Origin of the sequence: Marinobacterium profundum (assembly GCF_001528745.1) — a bacterium.
GTDB classification, from domain to species: domain Bacteria; phylum Pseudomonadota; class Gammaproteobacteria; order Pseudomonadales; family Balneatricaceae; genus Marinobacterium_A; species Marinobacterium_A profundum.
Window position 1 is genome coordinate 73,782 of sequence record NZ_BCNS01000095.1, and the last position, 20,638, is coordinate 94,419.

31 protein-coding genes are annotated in these 20,638 nt (G+C 62.7%); all 31 read left to right on the forward strand.

Translation table 11 applies throughout. The features are described 5' to 3' along the window. The first annotated feature begins 3 nt into the window (after positions 1-3). Positions 4-465 (forward strand): hypothetical protein, encoded by a 462-nt coding sequence (locus tag MPRO_RS07700; protein ID WP_067289816.1) that lies wholly within the window; start codon positions 4-6, stop codon positions 463-465. After that, on the forward strand, positions 456-908 hold the full coding sequence (locus MPRO_RS07705) for an HI_1489 N-terminal domain-containing protein (protein ID WP_067289818.1): 453 nt from the start codon (positions 456-458) through the stop codon (positions 906-908). Before MPRO_RS07700 ends, MPRO_RS07705 begins: the two co-directional genes overlap by 10 nt. Positions 909-1,134: 226 nt before the next feature. Continuing rightward, the gene (locus MPRO_RS07710) at positions 1,135-1,791 is read left to right on the forward strand and encodes a gp16 family protein (RefSeq protein WP_067289819.1); all 657 of its coding nucleotides are present in this window, start codon (positions 1,135-1,137) and stop codon (positions 1,789-1,791) included. Further along, the gene (locus MPRO_RS07715; RefSeq protein WP_067289822.1) at positions 1,784-2,218 is read left to right on the forward strand and encodes a Mor transcription activator family protein; all 435 of its coding nucleotides are present in this window, start codon (positions 1,784-1,786) and stop codon (positions 2,216-2,218) included. The genes MPRO_RS07710 and MPRO_RS07715 overlap by 8 nt, the downstream gene beginning before the upstream one ends. A 44-nt stretch (positions 2,219-2,262) precedes the next feature. Then, the gene (locus MPRO_RS07720) at positions 2,263-2,808 is read left to right on the forward strand and encodes a stage II sporulation protein M (protein WP_067289824.1); all 546 of its coding nucleotides are present in this window, start codon (positions 2,263-2,265) and stop codon (positions 2,806-2,808) included. Positions 2,809-2,901: 93 nt separating this feature from the next. After that, complete coding sequence (locus MPRO_RS07725) at positions 2,902-3,399, forward strand: glycosyl hydrolase 108 family protein (RefSeq protein WP_067289827.1); 498 nt, start codon at positions 2,902-2,904, stop codon at positions 3,397-3,399. Between the two features lie 10 nt (positions 3,400-3,409). Beyond that, positions 3,410-3,586 carry a hypothetical protein gene (locus tag MPRO_RS25750; protein WP_158651772.1) on the forward strand — a complete coding sequence of 59 codons (177 nt, stop codon included), beginning with the start codon at positions 3,410-3,412 and terminating at the stop codon, positions 3,584-3,586. Further along, positions 3,586-3,996, forward strand: coding sequence for a 3TM-type holin (locus tag MPRO_RS07730; RefSeq protein ID WP_067289831.1), 411 nt, complete (start codon positions 3,586-3,588; stop codon positions 3,994-3,996). The genes MPRO_RS25750 and MPRO_RS07730 overlap by 1 nt, the downstream gene beginning before the upstream one ends. 2 nt (positions 3,997-3,998) lie before the next feature. After that, on the forward strand, positions 3,999-4,238 hold the full coding sequence (locus MPRO_RS25035) for a TraR/DksA C4-type zinc finger protein (protein WP_082708542.1): 240 nt from the start codon (positions 3,999-4,001) through the stop codon (positions 4,236-4,238). Next, complete coding sequence (locus MPRO_RS07740; protein WP_067289837.1) at positions 4,228-4,524, forward strand: DUF2730 family protein; 297 nt, start codon at positions 4,228-4,230, stop codon at positions 4,522-4,524. The genes MPRO_RS25035 and MPRO_RS07740 overlap by 11 nt, the downstream gene beginning before the upstream one ends. Before the next feature lie 13 nt (positions 4,525-4,537). Then, positions 4,538-4,834, forward strand: coding sequence for a VpaChn25_0724 family phage protein (locus MPRO_RS07745; protein ID WP_067289841.1), 297 nt, complete (start codon positions 4,538-4,540; stop codon positions 4,832-4,834). A 2-nt stretch (positions 4,835-4,836) separates the two neighbouring features. Next, positions 4,837-5,061, forward strand: coding sequence for a hypothetical protein (locus tag MPRO_RS07750; RefSeq protein ID WP_067289844.1), 225 nt, complete (start codon positions 4,837-4,839; stop codon positions 5,059-5,061). A gap of 1 nt (position 5,062) precedes the next feature. Continuing rightward, complete coding sequence (locus tag MPRO_RS07755; protein ID WP_067289847.1) at positions 5,063-5,638, forward strand: DUF3486 family protein; 576 nt, start codon at positions 5,063-5,065, stop codon at positions 5,636-5,638. Continuing rightward, entirely contained in the window at positions 5,638-5,829 is a 192-nt protein-coding gene (locus MPRO_RS07760) for a hypothetical protein (protein WP_067289850.1), read from the forward strand. Before MPRO_RS07755 ends, MPRO_RS07760 begins: the two co-directional genes overlap by 1 nt. Positions 5,830-5,831: 2 nt before the next feature. Then, positions 5,832-7,397: a terminase large subunit domain-containing protein gene (locus tag MPRO_RS07765; RefSeq protein ID WP_067289853.1), complete on the forward strand. Its 1,566-nt coding sequence runs from the start codon at positions 5,832-5,834 to the stop codon at positions 7,395-7,397. Further along, the gene (locus tag MPRO_RS07770; RefSeq protein ID WP_067289857.1) at positions 7,397-8,983 is read left to right on the forward strand and encodes a DUF935 domain-containing protein; all 1,587 of its coding nucleotides are present in this window, start codon (positions 7,397-7,399) and stop codon (positions 8,981-8,983) included. The genes MPRO_RS07765 and MPRO_RS07770 overlap by 1 nt, the downstream gene beginning before the upstream one ends. After that, positions 8,983-10,263, forward strand: coding sequence for a PBECR2 nuclease fold domain-containing protein (locus MPRO_RS07775; protein WP_067289861.1), 1,281 nt, complete (start codon positions 8,983-8,985; stop codon positions 10,261-10,263). Before MPRO_RS07770 ends, MPRO_RS07775 begins: the two co-directional genes overlap by 1 nt. A gap of 1 nt (position 10,264) precedes the next feature. After that, positions 10,265-10,870 (forward strand): phage virion morphogenesis protein, encoded by a 606-nt coding sequence (locus MPRO_RS07780; protein ID WP_067289864.1) that lies wholly within the window; start codon positions 10,265-10,267, stop codon positions 10,868-10,870. Between the two features lie 144 nt (positions 10,871-11,014). Further along, positions 11,015-11,254: a hypothetical protein gene (locus tag MPRO_RS07785; RefSeq protein WP_067289867.1), complete on the forward strand. Its 240-nt coding sequence runs from the start codon at positions 11,015-11,017 to the stop codon at positions 11,252-11,254. A gap of 3 nt (positions 11,255-11,257) precedes the next feature. Next, complete coding sequence (locus MPRO_RS07790; RefSeq protein WP_067289870.1) at positions 11,258-11,446, forward strand: hypothetical protein; 189 nt, start codon at positions 11,258-11,260, stop codon at positions 11,444-11,446. Positions 11,447-11,455: 9 nt separating this feature from the next. Continuing rightward, the gene (locus MPRO_RS25755) at positions 11,456-11,593 is read left to right on the forward strand and encodes a hypothetical protein (RefSeq protein WP_158651773.1); all 138 of its coding nucleotides are present in this window, start codon (positions 11,456-11,458) and stop codon (positions 11,591-11,593) included. A 35-nt stretch (positions 11,594-11,628) separates the two neighbouring features. After that, positions 11,629-12,792, forward strand: coding sequence for a phage protease (locus MPRO_RS07795; protein ID WP_067289873.1), 1,164 nt, complete (start codon positions 11,629-11,631; stop codon positions 12,790-12,792). Next, on the forward strand, positions 12,792-13,175 hold the full coding sequence (locus MPRO_RS07800; RefSeq protein ID WP_067289880.1) for a hypothetical protein: 384 nt from the start codon (positions 12,792-12,794) through the stop codon (positions 13,173-13,175). Before MPRO_RS07795 ends, MPRO_RS07800 begins: the two co-directional genes overlap by 1 nt. 40 nt (positions 13,176-13,215) lie before the next feature. Further along, positions 13,216-14,109, forward strand: a complete 894-nt coding sequence (locus MPRO_RS07805; RefSeq protein ID WP_067289901.1) for a Mu-like prophage major head subunit gpT family protein — start codon at positions 13,216-13,218, stop codon at positions 14,107-14,109. Between the two features lie 72 nt (positions 14,110-14,181). Further along, positions 14,182-14,625, forward strand: coding sequence for an HI1506-related protein (locus MPRO_RS07810; protein WP_082708546.1), 444 nt, complete (start codon positions 14,182-14,184; stop codon positions 14,623-14,625). Next, positions 14,622-15,050 carry a gp436 family protein gene (locus tag MPRO_RS07815; RefSeq protein ID WP_067289908.1) on the forward strand — a complete coding sequence of 143 codons (429 nt, stop codon included), beginning with the start codon at positions 14,622-14,624 and terminating at the stop codon, positions 15,048-15,050. The genes MPRO_RS07810 and MPRO_RS07815 overlap by 4 nt, the downstream gene beginning before the upstream one ends. Beyond that, positions 15,051-15,470: a phage tail terminator protein gene (locus tag MPRO_RS07820; protein WP_067289912.1), complete on the forward strand. Its 420-nt coding sequence runs from the start codon at positions 15,051-15,053 to the stop codon at positions 15,468-15,470. 11 nt (positions 15,471-15,481) lie between these two features. Continuing rightward, positions 15,482-16,237, forward strand: a complete 756-nt coding sequence (locus tag MPRO_RS07825) for a phage tail tube protein (protein ID WP_067289915.1) — start codon at positions 15,482-15,484, stop codon at positions 16,235-16,237. Between the two features lie 91 nt (positions 16,238-16,328). Further along, positions 16,329-19,679 carry a phage tail tape measure protein gene (locus MPRO_RS07830; RefSeq protein ID WP_067289918.1) on the forward strand — a complete coding sequence of 1,117 codons (3,351 nt, stop codon included), beginning with the start codon at positions 16,329-16,331 and terminating at the stop codon, positions 19,677-19,679. Then, positions 19,676-20,041, forward strand: coding sequence for a hypothetical protein (locus MPRO_RS07835; RefSeq protein WP_067289922.1), 366 nt, complete (start codon positions 19,676-19,678; stop codon positions 20,039-20,041). Before MPRO_RS07830 ends, MPRO_RS07835 begins: the two co-directional genes overlap by 4 nt. 12 nt (positions 20,042-20,053) lie before the next feature. After that, positions 20,054-20,638 (forward strand): hypothetical protein (locus MPRO_RS07840; RefSeq protein WP_216821263.1); only part of this gene is annotated, 585 nt, incomplete at its 3' end.

Sequence of the window (20,638 nt, forward strand, 5' to 3'; positions counted from 1 at the left end):
AGCATGATCACAAAAGAGCAGTGGGCGGAGGTTGAGGAGGAGCTGAAAGGCTTGTTCCCGACCGTGAAATTCAGTTACCAGGGGCATGAGGTGTCAATCAGCCGCAGGCGGGTATCCGAAACCCGGGTTGAGCTGCAGGTTTATATCGATGGCTACATTCGTGGCGTCTGGTACATGCCGGATTCCGAGGGCTTTTTGCCGGTTGTACGCCAGTTGTGGCGCACCCGCACCAGGACCAAGTACTCGGCCAAGTTCATCAAGGATACCGAAAAAGTTTTTGGCAAACGGGCTGCGAAAAAGCACTTCCCCGATTTGCATGATAAGCGGGAGTACTTCGATCCCGGCTTCACCAGCGCCCTGTCCCTGGTGCGCCAGTACCGCAAGCTCGACGGCCTGGAACTGACCCAGATCGGCCATAGCAAAGTGACCCAGGAACCTGCCGAGGCCGACCCCGTATGCAGTTAAGTCGTTGCCCCGTGTGCCACAGCCGCATCAACCTGCAGGCGCTGGTGCAGGACGAAGCCGGGCGCGAGCTGCTGGCCCTGCTGGTCAAACTCGATACCCAGGCCGGCAGCGCGCTGGTGGGATATCTGAGCCTGTTCCGCGCCCAAACGCGGGACCTGGCCAATGACCGGGCGCTGCGCATTGCGCTGGATGCACTGGATTTGGCACCCACGGCGGCGCTGGTGCCGGCCCTGGCGCACACCGTCGAAACCATGCGCAGCAAGCAGCAGCAGGGCCAGTTCAAGCCCCTGGCGAATCACAACTATCTAAAGCGGGTGCTGGAGGGTGGCGACAATGGCCAGCCGATCGCGGCGCTGCCGGCGGGCATGGTGACGGAATCCAGGCAGGGCAAGCGGGCGGCGGTGACCAGCTCGATCATGGATATCAGAGATACGGATTGGTAAGGAAAGGTGCCGCGCCCTGGAGGTTCAAGCCGGGCGCGGCGTGGAATGTTTCGAGCCATCCGTGGCCTGCCTGCATTCCTTGGCGACGCTGGGCGCGTCTGCCATGCAGTTAAGCAGTGCCCGCCCGATTTATCGTTAGGAAAAACTCCTAAATGCAACGCAAAAGCGAATTCAGGCAGTGCGCTTTTGGTTGCAACGCAACGCGTTAACCGAGGTTTAAACAGACATGAAACACCCGCAAAAAGACAACCGCAAAGCGGCACTGGCACAGATCCACATCGGCAAAAAGCAGCTGGCGCTGGATGACGACAGCTATCGCGACATGCTGCAGGGCCTGACTGGGCTGCGCAGCTGCTCCGACATGACGCTGGCGCAGCTGTACCAGGTGATTACGCAGCTGCAGGCCGCCGGCTTCAAAGCCAAAGGCGGTGCGCCGCGCCGCAGCAAGGGCTACTACAGCCCCAAGTCACAGGGGCAGCTGATCGACGTGATGCGGGCGCGCTGGATCCAGATGCACCAGATGGGCATCGTTAACGATGGGTCTGAGTCGGCGTTAACGGCCTACGCCCTGCGCATGAGCAGCCAGATCAACGGCGGTGTGGGGATAGCGCGGCTGGAATGGCTGGAGCGCGAGCCCAAGATTGCGGCCAAGGTGCTGGAGGCGCTGAAGAAGTGGCACATACGCCAGTACCGCAGCTGGAAACAGCAGGATATTGCCACCGTGCAGCAGGCGTGCAGCCTGAATCCTGAATTGAGCGCGGCCCAGGTGATCCGCCAGCTGCTGCAGCAGCAGCGCATCTTCTGGTACCGGGAGTTTGAGGACTACAGCGTGCAGGACTCGCCCGAGTACTGCACCAACCGCAAGGAGCTGCAGCATGACTAAGACACGCGAGGAAGAGCAGCACGACCTGCTGGGCGACAGCTCATTTTGCGATGAGCTGCTCGATCACCTGGACGAGATCCCCGACGAGGTGCGCAAGAAGTGGCCCAAGGATCTGGCCAACCTGATCGATATCTACCAGGCCGCCATGCAGCGCCGGGGCTACAGCGCCAACGAGGCCCGCAGCATCGCCCATACGCTCATGGCCGAGCAGTCGATGTACTGCGGCGGCCGGCATGTGTATATCCCCAAGGGCGACAGGTTCCGCCAGGCGGTGCGTGATGTGGAGCTGTTCCGCGACTGGCACGATCGCGGCATCGTGCCCGACGATCTGGCCAGCCATTACAAGATCAGCACCCAGCATGTGTACCGCATCATCAAGGAACAGCGCGGCTTGCACATGAAGAAGGTGCAGCCGGAATTGTTCTGAGGCGTGTTCGTGGGCTATCCTCTGCGCTGTCAAAGGAGAGACCCATGTCAGTGAAAACGGAAGTTACCAACACTATCGCAGCCTTTTTTGTCGTACTAGGCTGCATTCTGCTCAGCGCTCTGCTGAGTGTTCTTACCGAAATTCCCTCGCTGTTCATTCTGGCGGCCCTGCTTGGCATCGTCTGGTTCAAAGACAAGGGCCATCGGCAGCGTGCTCTGGCGCTCTGGCGCGAAACCTCCACCGCCAAAAAGTTCTGGGTCGGCTTCGCGGCCTTGCTGGTGTACGGCATGATCAGCAGTGCATTCCAGGAGCCGCCTCAGCTTACGGCCGAGCAGGCGCACGTACAGCGTATCGAACAGCACTTCAGCAAGTGGGATGGTTCCCACGAAGGGCTTACACCGATTATCAAGGCGTCAATGCACAACCCCGAGAGTTACGAGCACGTTAAAACCACCTATGTCGACGGGGGCGAAACGCTGCAGGTAACCACCGCGTTCAGGGGGACTAACGCCTTTGGCGCGGTGGTCACTCAGTCTGCTTACGCCGTAGTGGATTTGAACGGCAACGTCCTCAGCCACAGCCTGCAATAGCCTCCAACCCAGGTTAAACCACACCCCCCTCAATCCCCGGCACACTGAAGTTCAACGTTACGAACTTAACTTCAGTCTGCTGGGGATTTTGCTATGTCTGAAAGCTGCTTTGACCTCGCCGTGAACTGGCTGCTGGGCCCCGATATCGAGGGCGAGCACAGCAACGACTCTGCCGATAAAGGCGGCGACACCTGGTATGGCCTGGCGCGTCGCTGGAATCAGGACATGCCCTGGCCACCCACCCGCGAACAGGCCATAGCCCGCTACCGCGAGCGCTACTGGGATGCCTGCCGCTGCAGCGAGCTGCCGCCCCGCCTGGCGGCGATGGTGTTTGATGCCGCCGTGCAGCACGCCCCCCGTGATGCCATCCGCTTTTTGCAGCGCACCCTGGGCGTTGGCATTGATGGCTATATAGGCCCGCAGACGCTGGCGAAAGCCCAGCAGGCTGATGCCGCTGCGTTGGCAGACTTCCTCAGTTACCGCGCCAAGTACTACACCCAGCTGTGCCTTGACGACGAAAGTCAGCTGCGCTTTGCCCGTGGCTGGCATCGCCGGTTGTTCCTGCTGCAGCGCTTTGCGCTGAGCCTGTGAGGTGGCCGCCATGCCGAGTCTTGCCTTCGTTATGCTGGGGCTCTATGCCGCAGCAATTATCCTCAGCGGGGCCATCACACTGGTGATAGGCGTGTTCCGGCGCGAAGTGGAAGGCCTGAAAATCGGCGGTGGCGTGGCGGGCTTAGGGGCTGCGCTGCTATTGCTCGCCAAGCTGGGAGGTGCCTGATGGCCAACCCTATCTGGTCCGCCATTACCGCGCTGGTGACACCTGTCACCGAGATGGTGGACGCATTACACACCTCTGACGAGGAACGCCTGCAGGCCCGCGCCGCGATTTTTGGGCTGCAGTCTGAGCTGAGCCAGACCCTGATCGAGTACGAATCCAAGCTGCTGGCGGCCAAGAGTTCGGTGATTATTGCCGAGGCCCAGGGGCAGAGCTGGCTGCAGCGCAGCTGGCGCCCCATCACCATGCTCACCTTCCTGGTACTGGTGGTGCTCGACACCATGGGGCTGACCGCGTTTCGGTTGTCCGATCAGGCCTGGACGCTGCTGCAGATTGGCCTCGGTGGTTATGTGGTGGGCCGCAGTGTTGAGAAAACCGTCCCCAGCCTGATGCAGGCCATGAGAAAGGATTAGCAATGCCCGATTTATACGACAGCGCCCAGGAGCGCGAGCTGCAGAACCAGCAGGATGCGCAGGCCGCCCACATCGCCCGCCAGTGCGCAGAACCCGCGCAGCTGATTGTGGATGGCCAGGTGCTGTGCATCGACTGTGATGAAGCCGTGCAGCCGGGCCGGCTTGCGGCCAAGCCCACAGCCGCGCGCTGCATCCATTGCCAGGGCATACAGGAGCGAAAAGGTGCACAGCATGGACGCTAAATTCTGGCTCGACGTAGTGCAGTGGATCGTGACCCTGGGCGTGATGATCTTCGTCTGGATCGACCGGGGCCGCAGCGACAACCGTGCCCAGATCGATAAGCTTGGCGAGCGCCAGGATGCGCAGGAGCAGCGTCTTACACGGGCGGAAGAGGGCCTGCGCCACACGCCAACCCATGACGATTTTGCGAAGTTACAGGCGGAGGTATCCGGCGTGCAGAGCACGCTCAACCGCGTCACCAACACGCTGGACCGCATCCACGATTACCTGATGAACAGCAAGGCCTGAAGGAGTGACTGCCATGGCGTTTAATACGTTTGAACAAGAGGACCGGCGGCTGGTGATCCTGCGATTGCTGGCAGAGGATGCGGACTACCGCGTTAACTCCAGCATCCTGCAGCAGGGGCTGGATATGTTTGCCCACTCTGTCAGCCGCGACAAGCTGCACACCGAGCTGAACTGGCTGGCCGAGCAAGACCTGATCAAGTGCGAGCCGGTGGCCTCTGTGCTGGTTGTCACCCTGACCCAGCGCGGCCTCGATGTCGCCCAGGGCCGCGCCTCGGTGCCGGGTGTGAAGCGCCCCGGGCCGGGGGCATAGCGATGGCCATTAAGCCTCTCAGCGCCAGTCAGAAAAAGGTGATCCGAGCGTTTGCCGAAGCGGTTGTCGTGGCGGAAATCGACAAGAACGTCGACGGTTGCGAGGGATTCAAGGAGCACTACCTGCGTAAGCGCCCTGAAGTTGCCCAAGCTGAGCGGGCGTTTCAGAAAGCGGTGCAGCAAGTCCGTAAGGAATTTGCCGATCAGGTTCTACCCGAGGAAAGCTGATATGGCCGAGAAAATTACGCGCGGGCGCCGCTCCAAGATTGACCTGTTGCCGCAGGAAGTCCGCAAGTCGCTGGACCTGATGCTGCGCGATGGCAGCTGGACCCAGAGCGAGATTCTGGACGCCATCAACGAGGCGATCGAGGAGCATGGTCTGCCAGAGGAGCAGAAGCTGTCGCGCTCTGGCCTGAACCGCTACGCCACCGATATGGCGCAGGTGGGCCGGGATCTGATGGAGCTGCGCGAACAGACCCGCGCCCTGGTGGCGGATCTGGGCGACGCGCCCCAGGGCGACACCACCAAGCTGATTCTGGAGATCGCCCGCTCGCAGCTGTTCCGCGCCATGCGCGACCAGATGCTCAAGCCCGAGGAGAGCGTCGATATCGCCATGCTGAAAGACGCCATGCTGGCGGCCCAGCGGCTCGAATCCACGGCGATGAATGCGCACAAGCGCGAGAAAGAGATTCGCCAGGCGTTTGCGGCCGAAGCGTCCGCCGCCGTGGATACCGTCGCCAAGTCGCAGGGCCTCACCGCCGACAGCGTGGCGCAGATCAAGCAGCAGATACTGGGGATAGTGTGATGGCTCAGTACCAGGTGGAGAGAATCCGCAACGGTCTGATCGTGACGGATACAGAGGGTAAGACTTACTACAAGTCGTTTGACGACCTGATTGCAGGCCTGACTGAGGATATGAAGGAGCGCTACCAGCAGTCCACTCACTTTGGAGGGGTTGAAAAGTTCACCCTTACACTCGCTGCTGAGGGCATATAACCATGAACCTCCAGCAAGCCGCCATCACCCAGGCCATACAGGCCAGCCTCGCCGATCTGCAGCAGTTCAGTGCAGACGATTTACTGCTCGGATACCAGAAGCGCTGGATCGCCGACGACTCGCCACTGAAGATCTGCGACAAGTCGCGCCGTACCGGTATCACCTGGGCGGAGGCGGCGGACGCCACGCTCTGCGCCGGTACCGCCAAGAACGAAGGCGGTTGCAACCACTTCTATGTCGGCAGTAACAAGGAGATGGCGCGGGAGTTTATCGAAGCGGTGGCCATGTGGGCCAAGGCGTTCGATCGTGCCGCCGGCGAGATCCAGGAAGAGGTACTGAAAGACGACGACAAGGACATATTAACCTTCGTTGTCTATTTTGCGTCTGGCTTCAAGGTACAGGCACTCAGCTCCAACCCCAGCAATCTGCGCGGCATGCAGGGCAACGTCACCATAGACGAAGCCGCTTTCCATGAACGCCTGGCCGAGGTGTTGAAAGCGGCGCTGGCACTCACCATGTGGGGCGCCAAGGTGCGTTTAATATCAACCCATAACGGCGTTGATAACCTGTTTAACCAGCTGATTCAGGACAGCCGTGCCGGGCGCAAGCGCTACAGCGTGCACACCGTGACGCTGGATGATGCCTGTGCCGAAGGGCTCTACCAGCGCATCTGCCAGATCACCCGCAAGGACTGGAGCCAGCAGGCTGAGGACGCCTGGAAGGCGGGCCTGTTGAAAGACACCGCCACCGAAGAAGACGCGCTCGAAGAGTATTACTGTGTGCCCAAGCAGGGCGGCGGTGCCTATATCAACCGCAGCCTGATTGAGCGGGCGCAGCGTGCCGAGATTCCGGTGCTGCAGTACGAGGCGCCCCAGGGCTTTATGCTCTGGTCCGATCAGCAGCGCCTGGCCGAGATTGACGACTGGTGCGAGGCCCAGCTGGCGCCGCCGCTGGAGAAGCTCAACCCCGACTTCAGCCATTCTTTCGGCGAAGACTTTGCCCGCAAGGGCGACCTCACCGTCTTTGCGCCCCTGATCATCCTGCCGGATACGCGGCTGCGCTGTCCCTTCCTGGTGGAGCTGCGCAACCTGCCCTACGAGTCGCAAAAGCAAATCATGTTCTACATCCTGCGCAGGCTGCCGCGCCTCACCGGCGCCGCCTTTGATGCCACCGGCAACGGCGGCTACCTGGCGGAAGCGGCCGCGCTGCAGTTTGGTACCGACCTGGTGGACCAGGTGCAGCTGAACCTGCCCTGGTACCGGGAGTGGATGCCCAAGTTCAAGGCCAAATTTGAAGACGCCGATATCGAGATCCCCAAGACCACCGATGTGCTGAATGACCTGCGCAAGATCCAGGTAGTTAAAGGCGTGCCGGTGATCGAGAAGGGCAGCGGCAAGGGAACCGATGGCCAGCAGCGCCACGGCGATGCGGCCGTGGCGCTGTGCATGGCGGTACGCGCCAGCTATATGGAGGGCAGCGCCATCGAGTTCACCCCGCTGCCGGGCAAGGGCGAGCCCGATGATGACAGCGACGACTATTTAAACAGTTTTCAACGAGGCACCTGGTAATGGCTCACAGCAGCATTCTGGATATCAACGGCCGCCCCTTTGACCTGGGCGAACTGGCCGAACCACAGACCGAAGCCGAGGCAAAGCTGGCGCAGTTGCACCGCCACTATGCGGATCATCCGTCCAGCGGCCTGACCCCTGCCAAGCTGGCGCGCATTCTGCGTGATGCCGAGCAGGGCGATCTGATCGGCCAGTGCGAACTGGCCGAAGACATGGAAGAGAAAGACGCCCACATCCAGAGTGAGCTGGGCAAGCGCCGCCTGGCGTGGCAGGGGCCAGACTGGAACATAGAACCGCCGCCTGGGGCCAGCGCAGAAGAGCAGCGCGATGCCGAGATGATCGAGGCGCTGCTGCGCTCGGCCACCTGGCTGGACGACTGCATCTTCGATTGCGGCGATGCCATCCTCAAGGGCTTCGCCAATCTGGAGCTAAGCTGGGACTTTGCCGACAACACCCACTTTGTGACGCACATCGAGTACCGCGACCCGAGCTGGTTCCAGGTTCATCCTGACCAGCGTAACGAGCTGCGCCTGCGCGATGGCAGCCACGAGGGCGTGGAGCTGCGCCCCTTCAGCTGGATCAGCCACCAGGCACGGGTGAAGTCTGGCTATCTGTCGCGCCGGGGTCTGGCCCGCGTGCTGGCCTGGCCCTTCCTGTTCAAGAACTACAGCGTGCGCGATCTGGCCGAGTTCCTGGAGATCTACGGCCTGCCGCTGCGCCTGGGCAAATATCCGGCCGGCGCCAGCGAAAAAGAAAAGATGACCCTGCTGCGGGCCGTGATGAGCATCGGCCACAATGCCGGCGGCATTATCCCCCGGGGCATGGAAATCGAGTTCGAGAAGGCCGCCGATGGCGCCAGTGATCCGTTCATGGCCATGATCAGCTGGTGCGAGAAGAGCCAGAGCAAGGCGATTCTCGGCGGCACCCTCACCAGTCAGGCCGATGGTAAAAGCTCCACCAATGCCCTTGGCAGCGTGCACAACGAAGTGCGCCAGGAGATCCGCGACTCAGACCTCAAGGGCCTGGGCAACACGCTCACCCGTGATCTGGTGCTGCCGCTCTATATGCTCAACGGCAAAAGCTACCGATCGCCCCGGCGCACGCCACGGCTGGTGTTCGATTTAAACGACCCGGAAGATCTGGCGCAGTTTGCCACGCCGCTCAAGGGACTAGTGGAGCTGGGCGTGCAGATCCCGGTGAACTGGGTGCATGAGAAAACCCGCATCCCCCAGGCGCAGAAAGGCGAGGCCGTGCTGGCGCTGGCGCAGGCCACGACACCGGACCCAGCCAGGGGCGCCGCCAGTCTGGCGGCCAGCCTGGCGGCGTTGAAGGTTGTTAGCCAGCCTGAAGCCCCGGATACCGCCGGCCAGGTGAGCGAGCAGCTGCACGGCGCCGGCGGCGATGCGGTGTCTGCCTGGCTGGATCAGATCCGCGCCCTGGTGGAATCGGCCGACAGCCTGGAAGCGCTGCAGGCCGGGCTGCTGGCGATGGATCTGGATGCCGCTGCCCTCACCGACGCCATGGCCGAGGCTCTGACCGTGGCCGCACTGGCGGGCCGGTATGAGCTGCTGCAGGACGCCCGCTAATGCCGTTGCGTGTCACCACAGACATAGGGGCGCGCCCCTTCGATGAGGCTATCAAGTACTTCAGCCAGAAGCTCGGTCTGCCCACCAATGGCTGGCAGGATGTGTACGGGGCGCAGCATGACCACGCCTTTATGGTGGCCGGTGCCAACAAGCAGGCCATTGTGGAGGGCTTCGCCACCGCCATTACGGCCGCCATCGAGCAGGGCGAAACCCTGGCCGCCTTTCGCGAGCGCTTCGATGACATCGTTGCTACCCACGGCTGGGACTATAAGGGCAGCCGGGGCTGGCGTTCGCGCCTGATCTACGAGACCAACGTGCGCCAGAGCTACAACGCCGGGCGTGAAGTGCAGATGGCGGATCCCGCGCACCGCGCCCGCTTCCCCTATATGGAATACCGCCACTCGGGTGCTGAGAACTACAGACCGCAGCACAAGGCATGGGACCGGCTGGTATTGAGTGCCGAGGATCCCTGGTGGAACCTGCACAGCCCCAGCAATGGCTACGGCTGCAAGTGCAAGAAGCTGCCGGTATCAAAGCGTGAACTCAAGCGCCTGGGCAAGACCGCCCCCGATACGGCGCCGGCCGATGAGTTTCGGGAGTTCGTCGACAAGCGCAGCGGCGAAGTACGCCAGATCCCGCTGGGTATAGATCCCGGTTTTGATCACCGCCCGGGGGAAAGCTGGCTGCGCCACAACAGCCCGAGTCAGGTGCAGCAGTGGCCGGCAGGCCAGAGTCCGATCCCCTTTGGCCAGCCCGATGCCACGCCCATGCCATCACCCACCCAGGTGAGGCCGCAGCAGCTGCTGGATGCAGGCCTGAGTGATGATGCCTACATCGACGCCTTTGTGGGCGAGTTCCATGCAGCGGGCACGCTGGCGCCAGAACGCCAGGTGTTTCGGGATGTGCTGGGTGAGCCGCTGCTGATCAGCGAGCAGCTGTTCCAGGATGCCCGGGGCCAGCGCACAGCCGCGCCCTTTGGCAGCGCATCCATAGACCCGCAGCACCTGCCCTTGCTGGCCCAGGCGATCCAGCAGCCCGATGAAATCTGGGCGGCGCTCGAACCCGATCTGGCAGTACCGGGTAAATACCGTTTAACCCGCCGTTACCTGTCGCGCTGGATCACCGCAGAAGGTCAGCAGCTGCTGACCCGCTGGGTGCAGGGGCAGGGGCTTTGGCACGGGGCCACGGGTGTTGCCACTGAGGCAGAGCTGGCGGCACTGCGCCAGGGCGTGCTGCTGTATCAACGTGGCGCGCAAGTAACCAACGCAGGGGAGCAATAGCATGGCCGGTGCGCACAATAGTCTTAGCATTGAGTACGACGATGGCAACCTGCAGAGCACCATCAATCGGCTGATCGCGCTCAGCAGCGACCTGACCCCGGTAAACATCGAGATTGCCGAGTATTTGCACCGGCGCACCCGGGACCACTTCGACAGCGAACAGGGCCCCGATGGCGTGGCCTGGGCCAAGGTATCGCCCGCCACCCAGGCGCAGAAGGATGAGGGCTACAACATCGGCGGCTCGCGCACCTCGCTGCCGATCCCGGGCAAGGCCCTGCACGGCGCCACCTTGCACCTGCGCGATACCATCTTCCCCTTCTGGGGTAAGGATGAGGCCGGTGTCAGCACCGGGCCTGCCACCCAGGACTACGCCGCCGCCCACCAGTTCGGCACCCAGGGCATGCAGATACAGGTGCCGGCGCACCAGCGTCTGGTGACCCAGGCATTCGGGCGCATGCTGAAGTTCCCGGTCTGGTCCAATGTGCGTGCCCACAGCTTCGCCGGTAATACCCCGGCCCGGCCTTACCTGGGGCTGGGTAAAGACGACGAGCGCGAGATACTGGAGATTCTGGAGGACGAGATCCTATCCCTGATGCCGAGCGCCTGAGAGCCCGTCTAAGCGACGTTCGGGCGTCGGGGTATCTTTGTATGGGTCGGAAGGCGTTAAACACATCTGAGAAAGATTAAACAGGGTTTGGCGTCGGCTGAAGCAGGGCGCCAGGCATAAGCTCAAACCAGCGAGGTAAAGTTCATGACTCAGCCGCGTCAGTACCGCTTTAATCACATCACCGATCTTGCGCAGTTGGCGGACGAAGATATCGCCGAATTCTGCCGCGAGCTGCCCAACACCATCCGGCAGATGCAGCAGACCTTTGTGGTGCTCGATGAGCTGGCCACCGGCACAGTTGATCGCCGCCGTACCATGCCGGTGCTGGAATGGGAGCCCCTGGGCGTCGAATGCCCGGCCCTCGATCAGTATTCGCAATGGTGACTCATGAGTAAATTAGGTGTAGCAAACTTCGAGCAGCCGGCGAAAGACTGGCTCGCCGATGCCATCGAGAACCTGGCTGCGCTGGTCAAGGCCGGGGAGGCGCCGATAATGGAGGTCAGAGTGCTGGGCGTGGCGTTCGAGTTTCGTTTAAAAGAGGTGCAGCCGTCAGCCGCGCCTGAGTCTTTGCACTGAGGGCACGATATGGCTGCGATCATTGTGCGCGCTCTGGAACTGGGCTGGCTTAGCCTGCTGTTGTCATCCCCCATGCTCTGCATTCTGCTGCATGGTCTGGCCTGCTGGCTGCGTGACAAGCCCCGTAAAACCTCCAACCCACGTTAAACCACTTCCCCCGCGCATACCGCCATCATGGCGGTATGAGCACATTCAAACCCCACAGTTTAACCCCCGGCCTTGCCGCCCTCAGCGCCCGCGCACCGTCTTCGGTGGCGGTGCTGGCGCTCGACCTGGCCGCCGATGCCAATGGCTGGCAGCAGCTGCTGCCGGCGGGCCGCTTCAGCGCCATTGATGGCCGCCCGTTCGATGTGCCGGGTGGGCACTGGCAGATCGATGCCGACATTGCCGCCAGGCTGATTGCCCAGGCGCAGGCTGCGGCTAATGACCTGGTCATCGACTACGAACACCAGACCCTCTATTCAGAGACCAACGGCCAGCCCGCGCCTGCCGCTGCCTGGTTCAAGGACATGGAGTGGCGGGAAGGTTCCGGGCTATGGATACGCCCGCAGTGGACGTCCCGCGCCCGCGATCATATCCAGAACGGCGAATACAAATACCTGTCTGCCGTTTTCTCCTACGACAAGGACAGCGGCACGCCGCTGCTGATGCACAGCGCGGCCCTGGTCAATCGCCCCGGCATTGATGGCCTGCAGGCGCTGGAGGCACTGAGCGCCCGCATTAACCGCACACCTACTCACCCGGCATCCTCGCCCCCTAATGAACAGGAGCAGCACCCCATGAATGAAGCATTGCGCCAACTGCTGGCCAAGCTCGGCATCGAGATCGCCGCCGACGCCAGCCTCACCGATGAGCAGGGCACCGCAGCACTGGCGGCACTGTCGGCCCTGCAGGGCCAGGCGACCCAGGCCAAAGCCCTGGAAACCGAAGTAGCGGCGCTCAAGGCCGGTGCCGGATCCGCCGGTGCCCAGGCTGTCGACCTGTCCAAGTACGTGCCTGCCGCCACCTACAACGCCCTGGTCACTGAAATGGCCACGCTCAAGGCCGGCAGCGATCAGACCAGCGTCGAGCAGCTGCTCAAGGATGCCCGCAGCGAAGGTCGAGTGCTGGCCTCTGAACAGGATTACCTGGAACAGTTCGCCGCCCAGCAGGGTGTGGCGGCGCTGAAGTCCCTGATCGAGGCGCGCCCGGCCGTGGTGGCGCTGCGCGCCACCCAGACCCACGACAAGGTGCCGCCCAAGGACAAGGCCAAGGACGATGACCTGAGCGCCGAGGATCTGGCGGTGCTCAAAGCCACCGGCCTGAGCAAAGCCGACTTCCTTAAATCCAAGCAGGAGCTGAACTGATGGGAGCTATTGCAGAGCGTTTGGGGCGCAAGCGCGCCTACCCGGTGAAGGCGGCCACTGTGCTGAGCCAGAACGAGCCTGCGCTGCTGGCCAGCGGCTACCTGACCCCTGTGTCGGGCGGTACCGGCACCAGCGTGGGGGTCACCACCCTGGGGGCAGACAACAGCACCGGCGCCAACGGTGATGTGCGCGCCGAGGTGGTCACCGGCGAGCACAAGTTCGTCAATAACGCCGCCGACATCACCGTCTCGATGGTGGGCGCCACCGCCTACTGGGTGGATGCCAGCACCGTATCGTCCAGCGACGACACCGCCAGCCGCCCAGCGGCCGGCAAAATCACCCAGGTGGACAGCGACGGCGTCTGGATCGATATCGGCGTTTAACAGCGGTTAAACCTCGCATTAATGCTCAGGAGACATAACGATGGATATTTCCCCCGGCGCCTTGAACGCGCTTTACAGCGCAGTCAACGCTGCGTTCCAGCAGGGCCGCGCGTCCTACACACCGCTGTGGCAGGAGGTCGCCACCCTGGTGCCGTCGACCACGGCTCAGGAGGATTACAGCTGGCTGGGCGAGTTCAGCCGCCTGCGCGAGTGGCTGGGCGATCGCCAGGTCAACCGCATGAAGGTGTACGACTACTCGCTGAAGAACAAGAAGTTCGAAGCCACCGAAGGCATCCCGGCCGACCGTATCGAGGATGATGCCTATGGCGTGCTGATGCCCAAGTTCCAGGACATGGGATACGCCTCTGCCACCCATCCCGATGAACTGGTGTTCGGCCTGCTGGCTGCAGGCTTCAGCACCCCCTGCTACGACGGCCAGTACTTCTTCGATACCGACCACCCGGTGGGCGAGGGCGAAAGTGCGACATCGGTCAGCAACATGCAGGCCGGCTCCAGCCCCGCCTGGTTCCTGCTGGAAACCGGCCGCCCACTCAAGCCGCTGATCTTCCAGCGCCGGCGCGAGTACCGCCTTCTCGCGAAGACCGATGCCGGCAACAGCGACCATGTGTTCATGGCCGATGAGTATCTCTACGGCGTGGATGCCCGCGTTAACGCCGGCTTTGGCTTCTGGCAGATGGCGTTTGGCTCCAAAGCGGCGCTCGATGCCACCAACTTCGATGCCGCGATGGCCGCGATGGGGGGGTTCAAGTCCGACAAGGGCCGCCCGCTGGGCATCATGCCCAAGATGCTGGTTGTGGGGCCGTCTAACCGAGCCGCCGCCAATGCCGTGGTTGCTGCAGAGCGCCTGGCCAACGGCGGCAGCAATACCAACTGGAAGGCCGTTGAGGTGAAAGTGGTGCCCTGGCTGGAATAAACCCCGGCCGCTGAACCGGTCGGCCACACCCGTGTGTGGCCGGCCACGACTTAAATCTGGAGGACGTATGCAATGTCGATTCGTATTTCATCTGCCGTTGAGGGCTTTCGCCGAGCTGGAGTCGCTCACTCGATGGCTGCCAAGACTTATCCAGACGATTTTTTCAGCGCCAGACAACTGGAACAGCTCAAAGCTGAGCCGCGTCTGGCAGTGGCGATCATCCCCGATAGCACTGCAGACGGTGCGCCGCCAGCTGCGCCTGCTGATCCGCAAGGGGCCCTGGACTCAGGTGGCGTTTCTGAGCGTGTAGACGGCGAGCTGAGCCCGGATGACGTCGGCGGGGAAGGCGTCCAGCAGGTTCATCTCGACACACTGAAAGTCGACGAGCTGCGCGAGCTGGCTACGGATTTGGCAATCGCGGGTGTCGGTGGCATGAAGAAGGCAGAACTGGTCGCGGCCATTAAGGCGGTGCCGGTGCATGTGGCTGACTCTGCCCCCGGCGGTGACGCCGCGTGACTGTCTACGCCACCCAGGCCGATCTGGTGCAGCGTTTCGGCGAGGCTGAGCTGATCAGCCTCACCGATCGCGACGGTACGGCCGGGGCCATTGTCGCCAGCGTGATCGATCAGGTGCTGGCTGATGCCAGTGCCGAGATCGACGGCTATATCGGCGGCCGTTACAAGCTGCCGCTGGCTACGGTACCGGCGGTATTGAACCGGCTGTGCTGCGATATCGCCCGCTTCCTGCTGTACGACGTGCGTGCCGACGATCAGCTGGTGAAGCGCTACGAAGCGGTGATCAAGTTCCTCACGGCGCTCGGCAAGGGTGACCTGAGCCTGGGGCTGCCAGACGAAGGCGAGGCGGGGCCGAGCCAGAACCTGGCCGAGATCCAGTCCGATGGCCATGTGTTCCGCCGCGGCAACAGCAAGGGGTTCATCTAGATGCAAGAACTGGCGGACGACTACCTGGCGGCTGAGCCCGCGATTGTCGCTGCGCTGGCACCGGTACCGGGGCTGCGCAAGGTGTATGTCAGCCAGGATCTGGCCGACATGGCGGAGAACAGTCAGATCACGCCGGCGGCCCATGTCATCTACTTCGGTGACCGGGTGCAGGATAACGCCCAGGGCGGGGTGATGGGCCACGCCGATCAGACCTGGCTGGTGATACTGGCGGTGCACCAGGTACGCGATGGCAACAAGGCCGGGCCTTTGATCGCGGCCCTGCTGAAAACGCTATGCGGCCACCATGGGCCCCTGGGCAATCTCACCCGGGCCAATGCCCCCAAACCCTATTTCAGCGGTGGCTTCGGCTACTACCCCCTGGCCTTCAATCTTAAATTTCGAACCAAAGCCAACCGTTAAGGAGCTAACCCATGAGCGGACTGTTACTCGCCGGCGACGTCTACTTCGACCGCCTTACCGATGCCGGTGTTTCCACCGGTCTGGTGGGCCCGATCAACGTCACCCAGCTGCAGATCAATACGCCGTCCGAGTCGGTCGACCGGACCTCGAAGAAAAAGACCAGCTACGGCCAGGTGCTCGACTCAGTGGTGCTGCCCCAGCCCACCGAGCTGACCATCGCCATTGATGATCAGCCCGCCGATCTGCTGGCCCTGGCACTGCTGGGCGATGTCGAGGTGCTCAACCAGGCCAGCGCCAGTGTGTCGGCCGCCGCCTTTACGCTGCCGGCGGGCAACAAGTGGCTCAAGCTGCCCCAGGGCAACCTGGCCAGCGCGGGCCTGGCGGTGTTCGAGTCCGATGGCGTCACCGGCATCGCGGCCGCCGCCTACGAGGTCAACTATGCCCTGGGGATGATCCGCACCACGCCGGATGGCGTGCTGGATACCGACTCCAGCACTGATATCAAGATGGACTACACCCACAATGCCATCAGCGGCACGCGCATCAAGGGCGCTATCCGCTCGATCATCCGCATCAAGCTGTACCTGGACGGCACCAACCTGGCCACCGGCCTGCCGGTGAAGCTGGAGATCCCTGAAGCCGTGGTGGCGCCCACTGAGGCCGTGGATCTGTTTGCCAGCGAGTACGTCAGCGCCACCCTGGCCGGCAAGATCAAGCTGCTCGATGGCGAGACCGCGCCCTTCTATCTGGATCAGGAAACCGCCTGAGCCTGAGTAGACCCCGGGTGTTAACCCCCGCACCTTAACAGAAGGGGTCGGCTTGCCGGCCCCTTCTGTATAACCACTGACCGGTACCGCCATGTCTGCCCGCGATCTTGCCCTTAATCTGCTTATCAAAGCCAAGAACCTGGCCAGCAAGCCGCTGGACAAGTTCCGTTCCGAGGTGGAGCAGACCGGCGAGCAGGCCGAGCAGCTGGGCGAGACGCTGGATAAAACGGCCACCCAGACAGACAAGTTCGGCAACGAACTCACCGAGGTCGACAAGGCCGCCGGGCGCTTTATCGATAAATCCGGCCGCATGCGTGAGGCGAACGGGCGCTATGTAAAAAGCACCGAGCTGGCGCACCGGGGTACCGGCCGGTTCCGCGATGATTTGAAAGACGTCGACCGCCAGGCCGACAAAACCGCTGGCGGCCTGGGCAAGCTCAAGTCCCGCATTGGCGCGCTCTTTGTGGGCGGTGCCGTTACAGCGGGGCTGGCCGGGCTCTTTGGCGGCGCACTGCGCTCCAGCGCCGCCTTCGAACGCCAGATGAACAAGGTGGAGGCCGTCACCGCCGCCACCGCCGAGCAGATGCGCCAGCTCACCGCCGCCGCTGAAGAGGCCGGTGCCACCACCCAGTTTACTGCGACCCAGGCAGGTCAGGGGCTGGAGATCCTCGCCCGTGCCGGTCACAACGCCCAGCAATCCATCGGCCTGCTGCCCACCCTGCTGGCGGTGGCCACCGCCGAGAGCCTGGGGCTGGAAGAAGCGGCCTCGCTGGTGTCCGATACGCTGGCTGTGATGCAGCTGGATGTCAGCAGGGGCGGCGAGGCGGCCGACGTGCTGGCGCGTGGCTCGTCGCTGGCCAACACCAAGATGGTCGATCTGGGCAACGCCATCAGCTATACCGGCTCCCAGGCGCGCGCCCGGGGGTTGGATCTGCAGCAGCTCACGGCGGTGCTGGATGTGCTGGCCAAGCACAGTCTGCGTGGCGAGCGTGCCGGTACCGGTTTGCGGGCGATCCTGGCGCAGCTGGAAGACCCGGCCAGCAAGGCCAGCAAGGAGCTGACCAAACTCGGCATTCCCACCGCCAACTTTATCGAGCTGATCGATGCCCTGGGCCAGAAGGGCGACCGGGGCAAGGCGGCGATCAATGCCTTTGGTATCGAAGCCGGCCCTGCGCTGCGCGCGCTATTGGCCGAGGGCTCGGAAGGTATTCGCGAGTTTGAAACCGAGCTGCGCAATGCCGACGGTGCCGCCAAGAAGATGGCCGACACCGCCACCGACGACCTCACCGGCGCATGGGTTGGCTTTGGCAGTGCCTGGGACGGGGTGCGCAAGACCCTGACTGATCCGCTGCTCAAGCCGCTGGCGGCCGAGGTGGGCGCGCTGACCGAGAAGCTGCGCGAGCTGGCGGCGGATGGCAATTTAAAGGTTTGGGGAGACATTATTTCCTGGACGCTGGGCCGCGTCGCTGGCGCATTCCAGATTGTGTACAACGCTGCCACGCTAGCGACTAAGGCGATCGGTGTTTTCTCCGTACAGATTTTGGCTTGGCTCGCCGATGTCGAGCTGGGTGTTACTAAGCTGCTGAACCTCCTCGGATTAGCCAGTGATGAAACAGTTCGAAATTTTGAACTCATGGCGGGGGGCGTGCATGCGGCGTTAGAGTCACTCGTAAAGCAAGCCGAGCAAGATATTGGCGATATTGGTGAGGGCTGGAAGAAGCTAACCGACGACGTTGAGAAAAGCGCCACCGAGTCGACCGTCGCCCAGCAGAAGCTCCAGGAAGAAACCAAAAAGACCGGCGAAGCCGCAATACAAGCAGGCGAAGATGCAAAAGCAGGTGCTGATACCGCCAAAGCCGCCGCTGCCGAGCTGGTCACGGCCTTCACCGATGCCCGCACCCAGGGCGAAACGACCCAGGCCGCGCTGCAAAGCCTGTTCGAGAACCTCAATACCGCCAGCCCCGACAGCATCAAGACCCTGGCGCTGGCCGTGGACGAGCTGCGGGTTGGCAGCGAACTGACCGACGCGGAAATCCGCGAGGGGATCGCCACCACCCTGAGCAAGCTCAGCAGCGAGCAGCTGGCCGAGTTCCGCAAGAATGCCCAGATGACATTCAAGGATGGCGGCGCCGCCGTGCGCAGTATGGCCTTTGTGGTTGACTCGGTGCTGGATGCCAGCCTGATCAAGCTGGGGGTGGATCTGGAACAGGTGCGCACGGGATTCACCCGCACTGAACGCGAGGCCGTAAAGTCCTTCGGTACCGTGATCGAGCAGCTGCACGCGGCCGGCATCCAGGGCAAGGAGTCGGGGGCTATTATCCGCGCCAGTTTTGAAAAGGCGTTTAATCAGATCGAAAACAAGGCGGCGCTGGACCAGCTAAAAGCGCAGTTGCGGGCGTCATTTGAAGCCGGCCAGCTGTCGGCGGCCGATTATCAGAAGGCGCTGGAGGCCATCAAACAGAAGTACCAGGAGCTGAAAGCCACGGCTGAAGACTCCATGTTCAGCCAGGTCAAGAGCCTGAAAAGCGCCGAAGACCAGGCGAAAAAAACCGCCCGCGCCGTGGCCGATAAAGCCAGCGCCACCGCCGAGGACAGCAAACAGACCGACAGCAATACCGATGCCGTGGATGAGAACACGAAATCGGTTGAGCGCCGCACCAGCGCCTTCACTCTGGCGGGCCACTCGGTGGATGAACTCAAGGCCAAGTCGGCGGCCCTGGGCAAGGTGGCCGACTCGGCCATCCAGCGCATCAAGACGGCGCAAAACGGCGTGGATCCGCGCTACTTCGCCGATGCCTGGTGGGAAGCTGAGAACAACATGAAGCGCCTGCTCGAACAGTACGACAGTCAGGACGCCGCCGCCAAACGCATGATTGCCACCCTTCAGGCCGGTGGCAATGAAGCGGCGCGGCTGGCCATGCAGGGCGACCGTGCGCTGTCGGGCTTTAACCTGCTGGGCGAGCAGGATCTCGCCCCTTTGCGCCAGGCGCTGAACGCCGCCCGCCAGACCGCCGACCAGCTCACCGGCTCGCTCTCCAGCACCGTATCGGGCCTGCGCGATGAACTCGACCAGCTAAAAGGCGACACCGCCGCCATTGATCAGCGCCGCTACCAGAGTCGCCTGGCCGAGCTGGATGCCGCTCTGCGCAATGCCCGTGCCCAGAGCAACGATGCCGCCGTGCGTGAAGCCCAGGAAGCCATACGGCTGTTGCGCGAAGCCTACGAGTTGCGCAGGCGTCAGGGACAGGCACAAGCCAGCCCCGCCCGTGCAGCAGCAGGGCCTGCGCTGGCCGGCATCCCCAGTGCCACGCCGCAGATCAGCAACCGCACCGTCACGCTGCAGTTCGCTAGCCGTGGTCAGACCTTTGCCATTAACACCGAAGACACCGCCGCCCAGGCATTGCTGGAGCGCCTGGCCGAGGTAGGAGCCGTGACCAAATGATCAGCCTGGATGCCATCACCCTGCCCAGCGAACTGGAGTGGCAGGACGAATTCAACTGGAGCGCCGTGCGCCAGGTCGCCGACGTCAGCCTGGCCGGCAGCCTGGTAGTGCAGGAAGCGGCCCAGCTCGCCGGCCGCCCGATCACCCTGATAAATGGCTGGGTCACGCGGGGTGTCCTCAAGCAGCTCTATGCCATGGCCCAGGTGGCCGCCACCGAGCGCACCCTGCTGATCGGCGCCGACAGTTACCAGGTGCTTTTTCGCCACAGCGAGCAAGCCATTGAAGCGGTGCCGGTAGCGCCTTTTGAAGACCCGAGCGACGGCGAGTTTTACCAGATTAACCTGCGTTTTATATGCGTTTAAACAGGTGACCGAATGACCATTTTAGAATCCGATATCAAACTCATGGCCTCCGAGCGCCTGCTGGACGTAGACGATGGCGGCGGCCTGATGAGCGCCGTGGAAGTGGTGGATGGCGTGGTGAACAACCTGTTCCCCGATATCAGCCGCCTCGATCGCACCTATGGCCGCGTCAACCTGCGCAAGGCCTACGCCGCCGTGCGCACCGCCAATAAAGATATGTATTACGGCAGCCACGCCATCATCACCGACGCCCCGGACGACGGCAAAGTGTCGGTGGTCATGTTCACGACTGGATCCTATACCGACGAGCGCGCCCAGGCGCAGGATCGCATCGAAAGCTACGTGGTTCAGGGCCCGGAAAGCCGTTACGTGCTGCTGGGTGACCAGCTCATCGGCCAGCGCCTGATCACCGTCTATGCCCGCCTGGATGCCGAGAGCCCGGAGGTGGGCACCGTTTACCTGCTCAGCAACGAGAGCAGCACCGGCACCATCATCGGCGAACAGCAGTATGTGCGTGTTAACGACGTGAGCGGCTTTCTCTTATACCCAACTGACGGTGGCGCAGACCCACGCAGGCGAGGACCCAGTCCTCGCTCG

Bases quoted from the DNA above. Each gene is read 5' to 3' on its own strand.
- MPRO_RS07700 (WP_067289816.1), top strand. From the start codon at position 4: ATGATCACAAAAGAGCAGTGGGCGGAGGTTGAGGAGGAGCTGAAAGGC.
- MPRO_RS07705 (WP_067289818.1), top strand. From the start codon at position 456: ATGCAGTTAAGTCGTTGCCCCGTGTGCCACAGCCGCATCAACCTGCAG.
- MPRO_RS07710 (WP_067289819.1), top strand. From the start codon at position 1,135: ATGAAACACCCGCAAAAAGACAACCGCAAAGCGGCACTGGCACAGATC.
- MPRO_RS07715 (WP_067289822.1), top strand. From the start codon at position 1,784: ATGACTAAGACACGCGAGGAAGAGCAGCACGACCTGCTGGGCGACAGC.
- MPRO_RS07720 (WP_067289824.1), top strand. From the start codon at position 2,263: ATGTCAGTGAAAACGGAAGTTACCAACACTATCGCAGCCTTTTTTGTC.
- MPRO_RS07725 (WP_067289827.1), top strand. From the start codon at position 2,902: ATGTCTGAAAGCTGCTTTGACCTCGCCGTGAACTGGCTGCTGGGCCCC.
- MPRO_RS25750 (WP_158651772.1), top strand. From the start codon at position 3,410: ATGCCGAGTCTTGCCTTCGTTATGCTGGGGCTCTATGCCGCAGCAATT.
- MPRO_RS07730 (WP_067289831.1), top strand. From the start codon at position 3,586: ATGGCCAACCCTATCTGGTCCGCCATTACCGCGCTGGTGACACCTGTC.
- MPRO_RS25035 (WP_082708542.1), top strand. From the start codon at position 3,999: ATGCCCGATTTATACGACAGCGCCCAGGAGCGCGAGCTGCAGAACCAG.
- MPRO_RS07740 (WP_067289837.1), top strand. From the start codon at position 4,228: ATGGACGCTAAATTCTGGCTCGACGTAGTGCAGTGGATCGTGACCCTG.
- MPRO_RS07745 (WP_067289841.1), top strand. From the start codon at position 4,538: ATGGCGTTTAATACGTTTGAACAAGAGGACCGGCGGCTGGTGATCCTG.
- MPRO_RS07750 (WP_067289844.1), top strand. From the start codon at position 4,837: ATGGCCATTAAGCCTCTCAGCGCCAGTCAGAAAAAGGTGATCCGAGCG.
- MPRO_RS07755 (WP_067289847.1), top strand. From the start codon at position 5,063: ATGGCCGAGAAAATTACGCGCGGGCGCCGCTCCAAGATTGACCTGTTG.
- MPRO_RS07760 (WP_067289850.1), top strand. From the start codon at position 5,638: ATGGCTCAGTACCAGGTGGAGAGAATCCGCAACGGTCTGATCGTGACG.
- MPRO_RS07765 (WP_067289853.1), top strand. From the start codon at position 5,832: ATGAACCTCCAGCAAGCCGCCATCACCCAGGCCATACAGGCCAGCCTC.
- MPRO_RS07770 (WP_067289857.1), top strand. From the start codon at position 7,397: ATGGCTCACAGCAGCATTCTGGATATCAACGGCCGCCCCTTTGACCTG.
- MPRO_RS07775 (WP_067289861.1), top strand. From the start codon at position 8,983: ATGCCGTTGCGTGTCACCACAGACATAGGGGCGCGCCCCTTCGATGAG.
- MPRO_RS07780 (WP_067289864.1), top strand. From the start codon at position 10,265: ATGGCCGGTGCGCACAATAGTCTTAGCATTGAGTACGACGATGGCAAC.
- MPRO_RS07785 (WP_067289867.1), top strand. From the start codon at position 11,015: ATGACTCAGCCGCGTCAGTACCGCTTTAATCACATCACCGATCTTGCG.
- MPRO_RS07790 (WP_067289870.1), top strand. From the start codon at position 11,258: ATGAGTAAATTAGGTGTAGCAAACTTCGAGCAGCCGGCGAAAGACTGG.
- MPRO_RS25755 (WP_158651773.1), top strand. From the start codon at position 11,456: ATGGCTGCGATCATTGTGCGCGCTCTGGAACTGGGCTGGCTTAGCCTG.
- MPRO_RS07795 (WP_067289873.1), top strand. From the start codon at position 11,629: ATGAGCACATTCAAACCCCACAGTTTAACCCCCGGCCTTGCCGCCCTC.
- MPRO_RS07800 (WP_067289880.1), top strand. From the start codon at position 12,792: ATGGGAGCTATTGCAGAGCGTTTGGGGCGCAAGCGCGCCTACCCGGTG.
- MPRO_RS07805 (WP_067289901.1), top strand. From the start codon at position 13,216: ATGGATATTTCCCCCGGCGCCTTGAACGCGCTTTACAGCGCAGTCAAC.
- MPRO_RS07810 (WP_082708546.1), top strand. From the start codon at position 14,182: ATGTCGATTCGTATTTCATCTGCCGTTGAGGGCTTTCGCCGAGCTGGA.
- MPRO_RS07820 (WP_067289912.1), top strand. From the start codon at position 15,051: ATGCAAGAACTGGCGGACGACTACCTGGCGGCTGAGCCCGCGATTGTC.
- MPRO_RS07825 (WP_067289915.1), top strand. From the start codon at position 15,482: ATGAGCGGACTGTTACTCGCCGGCGACGTCTACTTCGACCGCCTTACC.
- MPRO_RS07830 (WP_067289918.1), top strand. From the start codon at position 16,329: ATGTCTGCCCGCGATCTTGCCCTTAATCTGCTTATCAAAGCCAAGAAC.
- MPRO_RS07835 (WP_067289922.1), top strand. From the start codon at position 19,676: ATGATCAGCCTGGATGCCATCACCCTGCCCAGCGAACTGGAGTGGCAG.